This window comes from Enterobacter cloacae complex sp. XAL002, from assembly GCF_049236805.1.
GTDB lineage: Bacteria > Pseudomonadota > Gammaproteobacteria > Enterobacterales > Enterobacteriaceae > Enterobacter > Enterobacter intestinihominis.
The window spans coordinates 64453-78718 of the sequence record NZ_JBMKJN010000011.1 but is presented as its reverse complement, the minus strand read 5'-3'; the positions used below and the strand labels follow the sequence as shown (position 1 = coordinate 78718).

The 14266-nt window shown below is 55.8% G+C and carries 15 protein-coding genes; all 15 read left to right on the top strand.

The window, feature by feature from the left end:
- Positions 1-44 precede the first annotated feature (44 nt).
- Positions 45-1181, top strand: coding sequence for a 4-phosphoerythronate dehydrogenase PdxB (pdxB, locus tag ACOT0L_RS12705; RefSeq protein WP_023306650.1), 1137 nt, complete (start codon positions 45-47; stop codon positions 1179-1181).
- 67 nt (positions 1182-1248) lie between these two features.
- A complete protein-coding gene (locus ACOT0L_RS12700) occupies positions 1249-2262 on the top strand; it encodes an aspartate-semialdehyde dehydrogenase (protein ID WP_023306649.1) in 1014 nt (337 codons plus the stop codon).
- Complete coding sequence (gene truA, locus ACOT0L_RS12695; protein WP_001286071.1) at positions 2262-3074, top strand: tRNA pseudouridine(38-40) synthase TruA; 813 nt, start codon at positions 2262-2264, stop codon at positions 3072-3074. The genes ACOT0L_RS12700 and truA overlap by 1 nt, the downstream gene beginning before the upstream one ends.
- A gap of 28 nt (positions 3075-3102) precedes the next feature.
- Positions 3103-3762, top strand: a complete 660-nt coding sequence (locus tag ACOT0L_RS12690; RefSeq protein WP_006811410.1) for a DedA family protein — start codon at positions 3103-3105, stop codon at positions 3760-3762.
- 154 nt (positions 3763-3916) lie between these two features.
- Positions 3917-4822, top strand: a complete 906-nt coding sequence (gene accD / locus ACOT0L_RS12685; protein ID WP_022648854.1) for an acetyl-CoA carboxylase, carboxyltransferase subunit beta — start codon at positions 3917-3919, stop codon at positions 4820-4822.
- Positions 4823-4892: 70 nt separating this feature from the next.
- Positions 4893-6161: a bifunctional tetrahydrofolate synthase/dihydrofolate synthase gene (gene folC, locus ACOT0L_RS12680; RefSeq protein ID WP_063138125.1), complete on the top strand. Its 1269-nt coding sequence runs from the start codon at positions 4893-4895 to the stop codon at positions 6159-6161.
- Positions 6151-6837: a cell division protein DedD gene (gene dedD / locus ACOT0L_RS12675; protein ID WP_023300639.1), complete on the top strand. Its 687-nt coding sequence runs from the start codon at positions 6151-6153 to the stop codon at positions 6835-6837. Before folC ends, dedD begins: the two co-directional genes overlap by 11 nt.
- 259 nt (positions 6838-7096) lie before the next feature.
- Positions 7097-7585, top strand: coding sequence for a colicin V production protein (gene cvpA / locus ACOT0L_RS12670; protein WP_126503352.1), 489 nt, complete (start codon positions 7097-7099; stop codon positions 7583-7585).
- Positions 7586-7618: 33 nt separating this feature from the next.
- The gene (gene purF, locus ACOT0L_RS12665) at positions 7619-9136 is read left to right on the top strand and encodes an amidophosphoribosyltransferase (RefSeq protein ID WP_008502595.1); all 1518 of its coding nucleotides are present in this window, start codon (positions 7619-7621) and stop codon (positions 9134-9136) included.
- Positions 9137-9225: 89 nt separating this feature from the next.
- On the top strand, positions 9226-9795 hold the full coding sequence (locus ACOT0L_RS12660) for a UbiX family flavin prenyltransferase (protein ID WP_015572254.1): 570 nt from the start codon (positions 9226-9228) through the stop codon (positions 9793-9795).
- 290 nt (positions 9796-10085) lie between these two features.
- Positions 10086-10868 carry a lysine/arginine/ornithine ABC transporter substrate-binding protein ArgT gene (gene argT / locus ACOT0L_RS12655; RefSeq protein ID WP_015572255.1) on the top strand — a complete coding sequence of 261 codons (783 nt, stop codon included), beginning with the start codon at positions 10086-10088 and terminating at the stop codon, positions 10866-10868.
- Positions 10869-11092: 224 nt separating this feature from the next.
- On the top strand, positions 11093-11875 hold the full coding sequence (gene hisJ / locus ACOT0L_RS12650; protein ID WP_003861421.1) for a histidine ABC transporter substrate-binding protein HisJ: 783 nt from the start codon (positions 11093-11095) through the stop codon (positions 11873-11875).
- An 88-nt stretch (positions 11876-11963) separates the two neighbouring features.
- Positions 11964-12650 (top strand): histidine ABC transporter permease HisQ, encoded by a 687-nt coding sequence (locus ACOT0L_RS12645; protein ID WP_126503354.1) that lies wholly within the window; start codon positions 11964-11966, stop codon positions 12648-12650.
- On the top strand, positions 12647-13360 hold the full coding sequence (locus tag ACOT0L_RS12640) for an ABC transporter permease (protein WP_003861424.1): 714 nt from the start codon (positions 12647-12649) through the stop codon (positions 13358-13360). Before ACOT0L_RS12645 ends, ACOT0L_RS12640 begins: the two co-directional genes overlap by 4 nt.
- Positions 13361-13369: 9 nt before the next feature.
- On the top strand, positions 13370-14143 hold the full coding sequence (gene hisP / locus ACOT0L_RS12635; protein ID WP_003861426.1) for a histidine ABC transporter ATP-binding protein HisP: 774 nt from the start codon (positions 13370-13372) through the stop codon (positions 14141-14143).
- Positions 14144-14266 lie beyond the last annotated feature (123 nt).

The following is a 14266-nucleotide window of genomic DNA, read 5'->3' as shown; positions in this document are numbered from 1 at the left end:
GGCACACTTGGCAGGTTTACTTCCTCTCAAACAGGTACTCAGACGTGAAAATCCTCGTTGATGAAAATATGCCTTACGCCCGTGAGCTGTTCAGCCGCCTGGGTGAGGTTAAGGCTGTCCCTGGTCGCCCGATTCCGGTCAGCGAACTGGACGATGCAGACGCCCTGATGGTGCGCTCGGTGACCAAAGTAAATGAGGCGCTGCTCACCGGCAAAGGGGTTAAATTTGTCGGGACGGCAACGGCCGGGACCGATCATGTGGATGACCAGTGGCTTAAGCAGGCGGGGATTGGTTTTTCCGCGGCACCAGGCTGTAACGCCATTGCCGTCGTGGAATATGTATTCTCCTCGCTATTGATGCTGGCAGAGCGCGATGGTTTTGCGCTGAAAGACCGCACCGTCGGGATTGTGGGTGTGGGCAACGTGGGCGGACGTCTGCAAAAGCGTCTGGAAGCCTGGGGCATCCGCACTCTGCTGTGCGATCCGCCGCGTAAGGATAACGGCGATGAGGGCGATTTCCGCACGCTGGATGAGCTGGTCGACGAGTGCGACGTCATCACCTTCCATACGCCGCTCTTTAAAGAAGGGCCGTACAAGACTCTGCACCTGGCCGACGAAAAGCTGATCCGCCGTCTGAAGGCTGGCACTATTCTGATAAATGCCTGCCGGGGACCGGTGGTGGATAACGCGGCGCTGCTGACATGTCTCGACGAGGGACAAGATCTTAGCGTCGTACTGGACGTCTGGGAGCCAGAGCCGGATCTCAACGTCGCATTGCTGAATAAGGTGGACGTGGGTACCGCACATATCGCGGGTTATACCCTTGAAGGCAAAGCGCGTGGCACAACCCAGGTGTTTGAGGCTTACAGCGCCTTTATCGGCCATCCGCAGCAGGTCGCGCTGGATACGCTGCTGCCCGCCCCGGAATTTGGTCGCATTACCCTTCATGGACCGCTGGATGAGGCAACGCTGAAAAGACTGGTGCATTTGGTGTATGATGTGCGCCGCGATGACGCGCTGCTGCGTAAAGTGGCGGGTATTCCGGGTGAGTTTGACAAGCTGCGCAAAAATTACCTTGAGCGCCGCGAGTGGTCCTCCCTGTATGTGATGTGCGATGACGCCCCCGCGGCGGCGCTGTTGCATCAGCTGGGATTTAACGCCGTTCACCACCCGGCACGTTAATGTCTTCTTAATGCTCCCTGTCGGATATTCCGGCAGGGACGCTTTTTTATTTCTGGAGTAAACCACCATGTCTGAAGGCTGGAACATTGCCATTTTGGGTGCCACTGGCGCCGTGGGCGAAGCCCTGCTTGAAACCCTTGCTGAGCGTCAGTTCCCGGTGGGCGACATTTACGCGCTGGCGCGTACCGACAGCGCAGGAGAACATCTGCGTTTCGGCGGGAAATCCGTGATGGTGCAGGATGCCGCCGCGTTTGACTGGACACAGGCTCAGCTGGCGTTTTTTGCCGCAGGTGCGGAAGCCACGGCATCCTACATTGAAGAAGCGACCAATTCAGGCTGTCTGGTGATCGACCTGAGCGGCCTGTTCTCCCTGGAGCCGGATGTGCCGCTGGTGGTGCCGGACGTCAACCCGTTTGTGCTGGCTGACTACCGCAACCGCAATATCATTGCAGTACCGAACAGCCTCACCAGCCAGCTGCTGACCGCGCTGAAGCCGCTGATCGACGACGGTGGCCTGTCGCGTATTTCCGTGACCAGCCTGCTGTCAGCCTCCGCTAACGGCAAAAAAGCCGTAGACGCACTGGCAGGGCAGAGCGCGAAGCTGCTGAACGGTATCCCGATCGACGAAGATGATTTCTTTGGCCGCCAGCTGGCGTTCAACATGCTGCCGCTGCTGCCGGATCGTGAAGGTTCGGTGCGGGAAGAGCGTCGTATCGTCGATGAAGCACGCAAAATTCTGCAGGATGACGGTCTGATGATCTCCGCGAACGTCGTGCAGTCTCCGGTCTTTTACGGCCACGCGCAGATGGTCGGGTTTGAAGCCCTGCGTCCGCTGGCGGCTGAAGAAGCCCGCGACGCGTTTGGCCGCGGAGAGGACCTTGTCCTGTCCGAAGAGAGTGAATTCCCGACGCAGGTGGGCGACGCTACCGGCAGCGCGCATCTCTCTGTGGGCTGCGTGCGTAACGATTACGGTATGCCTGAGCAGGTGCAGTTCTGGTCCGTTGCCGACAACGTGCGTTTTGGCGGCGCGCTGATGGCGGTCAAAATCGCGGAAAAACTGGTGCAGGAGTATCTGTACTGATGTCAGATGTGGAACAAAAGCCGGTCCACAGAATTGCCCTCGGCATTGAATACGATGGCAGTAAATACTATGGCTGGCAGCGGCAGAATGAGGTGCGCAGCGTCCAGGAGAAGCTGGAGAAAGCGCTCTCTCAGGTGGCGAATGAACCGATAAGCGTCTTCTGTGCGGGCCGCACCGATGCCGGCGTTCACGGTACGGGGCAGGTGGTGCATTTTGACACCACCGCCGTGCGCAAAGACGCGGCCTGGACGCTGGGTGTAAATGCGAATTTGCCTGGTGACATTGCCGTGCGTTGGGTGAAAGCTGTGCCGGATGATTTTCACGCGCGTTTCAGCGCGACGGCGCGGCGCTACCGTTATGTCATCTACAACCAGCGCCTGCGCCCGGCGGTGTTAAGCCAGGGCGTGACGCATTTTTATGAACCGCTGGATGCAGAACGTATGCAGCGTGCGGCGCAGTGTCTGATTGGAGAGAATGATTTTACGTCGTTTCGTGCGGTGCAGTGTCAGTCCCGTACGCCGTGGCGTAACGTCATGCACATTAACGTCAGTCGTTATGGCGCGTATGTGGTGGTGGATATCAAAGCCAATGCCTTTGTACATCATATGGTGCGGAATATTGTAGGCAGCCTGATGGAAGTGGGCGCCGGACACCAGCCGGAGAGCTGGATTGCAGAACTGCTGGCAGCGAAGGACAGAACGCTTGCGGCAGCAACGGCGAAAGCGGAAGGTCTGTATCTGGTTTCGGTGGATTATCCGGACCGGTTCGACCTGCCAAAACCGCCAATGGGCCCGCTGTTTTTAGCGGACTAAACAAAGGCGCAATTAGGGCTTAGACAATATGGACGTAATACGTTTTCTGATTGATTTCATCCTGCACATTGATGTTCACCTGGCGGAGCTGGTCGCGCAGTACGGCGTCTGGGTATACGCCATTCTGTTCCTCATTCTGTTCTGTGAAACCGGCCTTGTGGTTACGCCGTTCCTGCCGGGAGATTCACTGCTGTTCGTGGCGGGCGCGTTATCCGCACTGCCAACGAATGACCTGAATGTCCATCTGATGGTCGTCCTGATGATCATCGCCGCGATTATTGGTGATGCGGTCAACTACACTATCGGGCGGGTGTTTGGCGAGCGGTTGTTCAGTAATCCGGACTCGAAGATTTTCCGCCGCAGTTATTTAGATAAGACCCATGCGTTCTATGAGCGCCATGGCGGTAAAACCATTATCCTTGCCCGTTTTGTGCCTATTGTGCGCACATTTGCACCGTTTGTGGCGGGAATGGGTCACATGTCCTATCGTCATTTTGCCATGTACAACGTGGTGGGCGCGCTGCTGTGGGTACTGCTGTTTACCTATGCGGGCTACCTGTTTGGCGATCTGCCGGTGGTTCAGGAAAACCTTAAGTTACTGATTGTAGCGATTATTGTGCTTTCCGTTCTGCCGGGTGTGATCGAAATTATTCGTCACAAACGCGCGGCGGCAAAACAAGCGAAGTAAATGCACGCTGGCGGTTCGACCACTTTTTTATCCAAAGTTTCGGGCTGTTATGTTTTAATGTGCAACATTCATGGTCTGTTGGAGGCAAAAATGGCATTATTCGCCTCTTACAGCAAAACTGGCATACGACCAGGTTCAGGCAGAAAGGTTATCAATGAGCTGGATTGAACGAATTAAAAGCAACATTACCCCAACGCGTAAAGCGAGCATTCCTGAAGGGGTATGGACGAAGTGTGATAGCTGCGGCCAGGTTCTGTATCGCGCAGAGCTGGAACGCAATCTTGAGGTGTGTCCGAAGTGTGACCACCATATGCGTATGTCGGCGCGCAACCGCCTGCATAGCCTGCTGGACGAAGGTTCTCTGGTAGAACTGGGCAGCGAACTGGAGCCAAAAGATGTGCTTAAGTTCCGCGACTCCAAAAAATACAAAGATCGTCTGGCCTCTGCACAGAAAGAGACCGGCGAGAAAGACGCGCTGATCGTCATGAAAGGCACCCTGCATGAGATGCCGGTGGTTGCCGCCGCGTTTGAGTTCGCCTTTATGGGCGGTTCAATGGGCTCTGTTGTTGGTGCGCGTTTCGTGCGTGCCGTTGAGCAGGCGCTGGAAGACAACTGCCCGCTGATCTGCTTCTCCGCCTCCGGTGGCGCACGAATGCAGGAAGCGCTGATGTCCCTGATGCAGATGGCGAAAACCTCTGCCGCGCTGGCGAAAATGCAGGAGCGCGGTCTGCCGTACATCTCGGTACTGACCGACCCAACCATGGGCGGCGTTTCTGCAAGCTTCGCGATGCTGGGCGACCTGAACATCGCTGAGCCAAAAGCACTGATCGGCTTTGCCGGTCCTCGCGTTATCGAGCAGACCGTACGTGAGAAACTGCCGCCGGGCTTCCAGCGCAGTGAGTTCCTCATTGAGAAGGGTGCTATCGACATGATCGTCCGCCGCCCGGAGATGCGCCTCAAACTGGCAAGCGTCCTGGCGAAGCTGATGAATCTGCCGTCGCCGAGCCCGGACGAGCCGCGCGAAGGCGTGGTGGTACCGGATCAGGAACCCGAGGCCTGATAACTGAAAAGGGCAGGGCCAAATGGCGCTGCCCTTTTGCTTTCTAAACCGTTAATGACAACCGGGCATCATGGAAAATAAAAGCATTCCTCAAGCCACGTCGCCCCTGGCCGCGTGGCTTTCTTATCTGGAAAACCTGCACAGTAAAACTATCGACATGGGCCTTGAGCGCGTAAGCCAGGTTGCCGCGCGCCTTGACGTGCTGAAACCTGCGCCTTTCGTGTTTACCGTGGCCGGCACTAACGGTAAAGGCACCACCTGCCGCACGCTGGAATCTGTCCTGATGGCAGCCGGTTATAAGGTAGGCGTTTACAGCTCGCCGCATCTGGTGCGCTACACCGAGCGGGTGCGGGTGCAAAACACCGAGCTGGCCGAATCGGCCCATACGGCGTCGTTTGCCGCTATCGAAGCCGCGCGCGGCGATACCTCATTAACCTATTTCGAATACGGCACCCTGTCGGCGCTGTGGCTGTTTAAGCAGGCGCAGCTGGACGTGGTGATCCTGGAAGTGGGTCTGGGTGGACGTCTGGATGCCACAAATATGGTAGATGCGGATGTCGCCGTCGTCACCAGCATCGCGCTGGATCACACCGACTGGCTGGGGCCCGACCGCGAAAGCATTGGCCGTGAGAAGGCCGGTATTTTCCGGGCCGATAAGCCTGCCGTGGTTGGCGAACCGGACATGCCACATACCATCGCTGAAGTGGCGAAAGAGAAGGGTGCTCGTCTGCTGCGTCGCGGCGTGGACTGGCAGTATGAGGTGCAGGACAACGGCTGGCGCTTCAGCGATGCGCAGGGCGTGCTGGAGAATCTGCCGCTGCCGCAGGTGCCACAGCCTAACGCGGCGACTGCGCTGGCAGCCCTGCGCGCCAGCGGGTTAGCGGTGAGCGAGCAGGCAATCCGCGATGGCATTCAGAACGCACTGCTGCCGGGACGTTTTCAGATTGTGAGTGAGTCACCGCGTCTGATTCTGGATGTTGCACATAATCCGCATGCGGCGGCGTACCTCGCAGGACGTCTCAAATCGTTACCAAAAACCGGGCGCGTGCTGGCGGTTATCGGTATGCTTCATGATAAAGATATCGGCGGCACGCTGGCCTGCATGGAGAGTGTGGTCGATAGCTGGTATTGTGCTCCTCTGGAAGGGCCGCGCGGCGCGACTGCTGAGCAGTTGATGGAACATCTCGGCAAAGGCGAAATCTACAGCAGTGTGGTTTCGGCCTGGCGTGCCGCGATGGCGGAGGCTAAACCAGAAGATACCGTGCTGGTGTGTGGGTCATTCCACACGGTGGCACATGTCATGGAAGTGATGGACGCGGGGAGAACCGGTGGCGAGTAAGTTTCAGAACCGTTTAACAGGAACCATTGTGCTGGTCGCGCTCGGGGTGATTATTCTCCCGGGATTGCTCGACGGGCAGAAAAAGCATTACCAGGATGAATTTGCGGCCATTCCGCTGGTACCCAAACCGGGCGATCGCGACGAGCCCGATATGCTGCCAGCGGCAACGCAGGCGCTGCCAGCCCAGCCGCCTGAAGGCGCAGCGGAAGAGGTGCGCGCAGGTGATGCAGCCGCGCCGTCTCTTGACCCGTCGCGTCTGGCGACGAACAATAACATCGAGATTGATCCGGTGCCGGTAGAACAGCCTAAGCCTGTTGAGAAGCCGAAACCGGTGGAGAAGCCGCAGCCGAAACCGCAGCGGGATAAAGCGGCCGAGCAACTGGCAGCCGCTTCAGAAACGCCACCGCCGGCGAAACAGGACGCGGCCCCTACCGGCAAAGCCTATGTCGTTCAGCTCGGTGCATTGAAAAATGCAGATAAGGTCAATGAGATTGTGAGTAAACTGCGCGGCGCGGGATACCGTGTTTATACTTCACCCACCACGCCGGTACAGGGTAAAATTACCCGTATCCTCGTGGGGCCGGATGCGTCTAAAGATAAGCTCAAAGGTTCGCTTGGCGAGCTGAAGCAGATCTCCGGGCTGAGCGGTGTGGTGATGAACTACAGCGCAAACTGATAAGGCTCCCCTCACCCCGGCCCTCTCCCCAAAGGGGAGAGGGTGCAAATAATTCCCTCTCCCCTTTGGGGAGAGGGTTAGGGTTAGGGTGAGGGGGAGAAAGCAGACGTCCACAGAGACGTCAGGCGGAGGGGCGTTGAGCATTTTTTCAGCGCCTTTTTTATTTACGCGTGGGAAGGAAATCCCTACGCAAACGTTTTCTTTTTCTGTTAGAATTCGCCCCGAACTGGATGACAGGGCGTTTAATCGTGGGACACATATGGTCTGGATTGATTACGCCATCATTGCGGTGATTGGTTTTTCCTGTCTGGTTAGCCTGATCCGTGGCTTTGTTCGTGAAGCGTTATCGCTGGTAACCTGGGGTTGTGCTTTCTTTGTTGCCAGTCATTACTACACTTACCTGTCTGTCTGGTTCACGGGCTTTGAAGATGAACTGGTCCGAAACGGAATCGCCATCGCGGTGCTGTTTATCGCGACGCTGATTGTCGGCGCTATCGTCAATTACGTGATAGGTCAGCTGGTCGAGAAAACCGGTCTGTCAGGAACGGACAGGGTGCTCGGCATCTGTTTCGGCGCGTTGCGAGGCGTGCTGATTGTGGCCGCGATCCTGTTCTTCCTGGATACCTTTACCGGGTTCTCCAAAAGTGAAAACTGGCAAAAATCGCAGCTCATTCCGGAGTTCAGCTTCATCATCAGATGGTTCTTTGACTATCTGCAAAGCTCGTCGAGTTTCTTGCCCAGGGCATAAACCCTGAGATGTGGCTTAACGAGGAAAAGACGAATGTGCGGTATTGTCGGTATCGCCGGTTTCATGCCGGTAAACCAGTCGATTTATGACGCGTTAACGGTGCTTCAGCACCGTGGGCAGGATGCTGCGGGTATCATCACCATTGATGCAAACAACTGCTTCCGTTTACGCAAGGCGAACGGCCTGGTAAACGATGTGTTTGAAGCCCGCCATATGCAGCGTCTGCAAGGTAATATGGGGATCGGTCACGTTCGTTATCCTACTGCTGGCAGTTCCAGCGCCTCTGAGGCTCAGCCTTTTTACGTTAACTCCCCGTATGGCATCACGCTTGCCCACAATGGCAATCTGACTAATGCCCACGAGCTGCGTAAAAAGCTGTTTGAAGAGAAACGTCGCCACATTAATACCACCTCTGATTCTGAAATTCTGCTCAATATCTTTGCCAGCGAGCTGGATAACTTCCGCCATTATCCGCTGGAAGCAGACAACATTTTTGCCGCCGTTGCCGCGACTAATCGCCAGATCCGTGGCGCGTACGCTTGCGTGGCGATGATTATCGGTCACGGCATGGTGGCCTTCCGCGATCCAAATGGCATTCGCCCGCTGGTGCTCGGCAAACGTGACCTCGGCGATGGCCGTTCCGAGTACATGGTTGCCTCCGAAAGCGTGGCGCTGGACACGCTGGGCTTCGAATTCCTGCGTGATGTCGCGCCAGGCGAAGCGGTCTACATCACCGAGAAGGGCCAGCTGTTTACCCGCCAGTGCGCCGACAATCCGGTGAGCAACCCGTGCCTGTTCGAATACGTTTACTTCGCGCGTCCGGACTCGTTCATCGACAAAATTTCCGTTTACAGCGCGCGCGTCAACATGGGGACGAAGCTGGGCGAGAAGATTGCCCGCGAGTGGGACGATCTCGACATCGACGTCGTGATCCCAATCCCTGAAACCTCTTGTGATATCGCGCTGGAAATTGCCCGTATTCTGGACAAGCCGTACCGTCAGGGCTTCGTGAAAAACCGCTACGTTGGCCGCACCTTTATCATGCCGGGCCAGCAGCTGCGTCGTAAGTCCGTACGTCGTAAGCTAAACGCTAACCGTGCCGAGTTCCGCGACAAGAATGTGCTGCTGGTGGACGACTCCATTGTGCGCGGCACGACGTCTGAGCAGATCATCGAGATGGCGCGTGAGGCCGGGGCGAAGAAAGTATATCTCGCCTCCGCAGCGCCGGAAATTCGCTTCCCGAACGTGTATGGCATTGATATGCCAACCGCTAATGAGCTGATTGCGCATGGCCGAGAAGTGGATGAGATTCGCCAGATCATCGGGGCCGACGGCCTGATTTTCCAGGATCTGAACGATCTGATCGATGCGGTGCGCGCCGAGAACCCGGATATTCAGCAGTTCGAATGCTCGGTATTCAATGGGATCTACGTGACAAAAGACGTAGACCAGCAGTATCTCGACTACCTTGATTCTCTGCGTAACGACGATGCGAAAGCCGTCCAGCTGCAAAACGATCTCGAAAGCTTAGAGATGCACAACGAAGGTTGATGCTCCGGCAAGTGAGGGGGCTCGCCCTCACTTGCAACTCCCCGTAAAATCCTGCACAGTCAGCCCTGAAATCAGCAAGGGCAAAAATCATGAAACGACTCATTGTAGGGATCAGCGGTGCCAGCGGCGCGATTTATGGCGTCCGGCTGTTACAGGTGCTGCGTGACGTTGCAGGCGTAGAAACTCATCTGGTGATGAGCCAGGCGGCGCGTCAGACCCTCTCTCTTGAAACCGATCTCTCTCTGCGCGACGTTCAGGCCCTGGCTGATGTTGTCCACGATGCCCGCGATATCGCCGCCAGCATCTCTTCGGGCTCGTTTAAAACGGCCGGCATGGTTATTTTGCCCTGTTCGATTAAAACCCTCTCCGGTATCGTAAACAGCTATACCGACACGCTGGTGACGCGTGCGGCGGACGTGGTGCTGAAAGAGCGTCGTCCTCTGGTGCTCTGCGTGCGGGAAACGCCGCTGCACCTGGGACATCTGCGTTTAATGACGCAGGCAGCCGAACTGGGAGCTGTGATAATGCCGCCGGTCCCCGCGTTCTATCATCGTCCGCAAACGCTGGACGATGTCATCAACCAGACCGTTAACCGCGTGCTGGATCAGTTCGATATAGACCTGCCGGAAGATCTCTTTACCCGCTGGCAGGGGGCGTGAGGCTGTGCACAAACAAGGTGCATGAAATGACTGTTTGCCCTGTTTCAGGGCAAAACTGCAACCGCGATCATATCCTCGACATTTAATTCGCTTTTTCCCTTTTTCTCTTTCCGGTTCGTTCGGCAGACCTGCTATCTTTCACCATTAAGGCAGTATCGCAACGTTTTATTAACATATTTAACGTCGTAGTTTTAACCCGACGACAATGTGGCATAAGACCTGCAAGAGCAGCCTGCAACACAACACACAACATAAACCATAATAAAATCACGGTTCTTGAGGGTAAATGTATGAAGAAGACGGTTCTGGCTCTGTCTTTGCTCGTGGGCTTGAGTGCAGCAGCAAGTAGCTATGCAGCGCTACCACAGACAGTTCGTATCGGTACAGACGCAACCTACGCGCCATTCTCCTCCAAGGATGCGAAAGGCGATTTCGTGGGGTTTGATATCGATCTGGGAAATGAGATGTGCAAACGCATGGAAGTGAAATGCACATGGGTGGGCAGTGACTTTGACGCGCTGATCCCGTCGCTGAAAGCCAAGAAAATTGATGCCATTATCTCTTCTCTCTCCATCACGGAAAAACGTCAGCAGGAGATCGCCTTCTCTGAGAAGCTCTACGCTGCCGATTCACGTCTGATTGCCGCGAAAGGTTCCCCAATCCAGCCGACCATCGACTCGCTGAAAGGTAAGCATGTTGGCGTGCTTCAGGGCTCAACCCAGGAAGGCTACGCGAACGCCAACTGGCGCGAGAAGGGCGTCGATGTGGTCGCCTACCAGAACCAGGATCTGATCTACTCTGACCTGGCGGCGGGCCGTCTGGATGCCGCGTTCCAGGATGAAGTTGCCGCGAGCGAAGGCTTCCTGAAGCAGCCTGCGGGTAAAGAGTACGCCTTTGCCGGCCCGTCGGTGAAAGACAAAAAATACTTTGGCGACGGCACCGGTATTGGCCTGCGTAAGGATGATACCGAGCTGAAAGCCGCCTTCGACAAAGCGTTTAATGAGCTGCGTAAAGACGGTACCTACGACAAACTGGCGAAGAAATACTTCGATTTCAACGTCTACGGTGATTAATACCTGAATGAGATGCACTGATGTGGTGCATCTTTAGGGGGAGTGTTCCAGTATGGTGCAAGCAATGCACCATATTGGAACGCTGTGTGCATAGTTAAGCATTTTAAATGCAAAAATTCCCGTTCAGAGGCATTAATCTTTGCCTGAGTGAGGGGATTAATGGCACATTAACGGCACCCCGTGGTCGTAAAATCTCGTATTTAGACAGTTTGTTGAGGACAGATATGAAAAAACTGGTGTTGTCACTTTCTCTGGTACTGGCCTTTTCCAGCGCCACCGCAGCATTCGCAGCCATTCCGCAGAAAATTCGTATTGGAACTGATCCAACCTACGCACCTTTCGAATCGAAGAATGCGAAGGGGGAACTGGTCGGTTTTGACATCGATCTGGCTAACGAGCTGTGCAAACGCATTAAAGCGCAATGTACCTACGTTGAAAACCCGCTGGATGCGCTGATCCCGTCTCTGAAAGCCAAAAAAATCGACGTGATCATGTCCTCCCTTTCCATCACTGAAAAACGTCAGCAGGAGATTGCCTTCACGGACAAACTCTACGCGGCTGACTCACGTCTGGTGGTGGCGAAATCCTCTGACATTCAGCCAACCCTTGAATCTCTGAAGGGCAAACGCGTGGGCGTGTTGCAGGGTACGACGCAGGAAACCTACGGTAACGAGCACTGGGCGCCAAAGGGGATTGAAATTGTCTCTTACCAGGGCCAGGAAAACATCTACGCAGACCTGACGGCAGGCCGTATTGACGCGGCATTCCAGGATGAAGTGGCGGCAAGCGAAGGCTTCCTGAAACAGCCTGTGGGTAAAGATTACAAGTTCGGCGGTCCGTCCATTAAGGACGAAAAACTCTTTGGCGTTGGCACCGGTATGGGCCTGCGGAAAGAAGACAACGAACTGCGTGAAGCCCTGAACAAAGCGTTCGCCGAGATGCGCGCGGACGGCACTTACGACAAGCTGGCGAAAAAGTATTTCGATTTTAATGTTTACGGCGGCTAATCGCCCCGTCTGATAACGTGCGGCCCCTCCCGTTGCGGGAGGGGAAAAGACACGGTTCCACCACTCACGAGACGACAGGGCACGCGGTATGCTGTACGGATTTTCTGGCGTTATTTTACAGGGCGCGCTTGTCACCCTTGAGCTGGCTATCAGCTCCGTGGTGCTGGCGGTGCTGATAGGCCTGGCGGGCGCGGGGGCAAAGTTATCCGCCAACACACCGCTGGCGCTGATATTTGAAGGCTATACCACGCTGATTCGCGGCGTGCCTGACCTGGTGCTGATGCTGCTGATCTTTTATGGCCTGCAAATCGCACTTAACGGCGTCACGGATGCCATCGGCATGGATCAGATCGATATCGACCCGATGGTGGCCGGTATTATTACCCTTGGTTTTATCTACGGTGCTTATTTCACTGAGACCTTTCGCGGCGCTTACATGGCCGTGCCGAAAGGGCACATTGAAGCGGCGACCGCCTACGGTTTTACCTCCTCACAAACGTTTCGCCGGATCATGTTCCCGGCCATGATGCGCTACGCGCTGCCGGGCATCGGTAACAACTGGCAGGTTATTCTCAAGGCAACGGCGCTGGTCTCCCTGCTGGGTCTGGAAGATGTGGTGAAGGCCACGCAGCTGGCGGGTAAAAGTACCTGGGAACCGTTCTATTTTGCGGTGGTCTGCGGCGTAATCTATCTGGTCTTTACGACCGTCTCCAATGGTGTGCTGCTTCTGCTCGAACGTCGCTACTCCGTGGGTGTGAAGAGGGCTGACCTGTGATTGAGATTATTCAGGAGTACTGGAAATCCCTGCTGTGGACGGATGGCTACCGCTTTACTGGCGTGGCGATCACGCTGTGGCTGCTGATCTCCTCGGTGGTCATGGGCGGCATTCTGGCGGTGTTTCTCGCCATTGGCCGCGTGTCGAACAACAAATTTATCCAGTTTCCGATCTGGCTGTTCACCTACGTGTTTCGCGGTACGCCGCTGTACGTGCAGCTGCTGGTGTTCTATTCCGGAATGTACACGCTGGAGATCGTGAAAGGCACCGAGATGCTGAACGCGTTCTTCCGCAGCGGTCTGAACTGTACGGTGCTGGCGCTGACCCTTAATACCTGCGCCTATACCACCGAAATCTTCGCCGGGGCCATTCGTTCCGTGCCGCACGGTGAGATTGAGGCGGCGCGCGCGTATGGCTTTTCCTCCGTGAAGCTCTACCGCTGTATTATTCTGCCTTCAGCGCTGCGCATTGCGCTGCCGGCGTACAGCAACGAAGTGATTTTAATGCTGCATTCGACGGCACTGGCGTTTACCGCCACGGTGCCGGATCTGTTAAAGATTGCCCGCGATATTAACTCTGCCACCTACCAGCCGTTTACGGCGTTTGGTATTGCGGCAGTGCTCTATTTGATCATTTCTTACGTCCTGATCAGCCTGTTCCGTAAGGCTGAAAAACGCTGGTTGCAGCATATAAAACCGTCGACGCACTGAGAATTTATGATGGCTGAGAACAAATTAAACGTAATTGATTTGCACAAGCGCTACGGCGAACATGAAGTGCTGAAAGGGGTGTCGCTGGAGGCTAACGCGGGCGACGTGATCAGTATTATCGGCTCATCAGGTTCGGGTAAAAGTACCTTCCTGCGCTGCATCAACTTCCTCGAAAAACCGAGCGAAGGATCGATTGTGGTGAGCGGACAGAACATCAACATGGTCCGTGATAAAGACGGTCAGCTTAAAGTGGCGGATAAAAACCAGCTGCGCCTGCTGCGTACGCGTCTGACAATGGTATTCCAGCACTTCAATCTCTGGAGCCACATGACGGTGCTGGAGAACGTGATGGAAGCGCCGGTTCAGGTGCTCGGCTTAAGCAAGCAGGAAGCCCGCGAGCGTGCGGTCAAATACCTGGCGAAAGTGGGTATCGACGAGCGGCAGCAGATCAAATATCCGGTGCACCTGTCAGGGGGACAGCAGCAGCGTGTTTCCATCGCCCGCGCGCTGGCGATGGAGCCGGAAGTATTGCTGTTTGACGAACCGACTTCCGCGCTGGACCCGGAACTCGTTGGCGAAGTGCTGCGCATCATGCAGAAGCTGGCGGAAGAGGGCAAAACGATGGTGGTGGTGACGCACGAGATGGGCTTCGCCCGTAACGTTTCTAACCACGTTATCTTCCTGCATCAGGGGAAAATTGAAGAGCAGGGGCACCCCGATGAGGTGCTGGCGAACCCGCAAAGCCCGCGTTTGCAGCAGTTCCTGAAAGGCTCGTTGAAGTAGGTTTGGCCTTTCTCCCTCTCCCTGTGGGAGAGAGCCGGGGTGAGGGCATCAGGCCGCAGAGCCGCCCAATTGCCCGGTGGCGCTTCGCTTTCCGGGCCTACAAAAACCGTAGGCCGGGCAAAC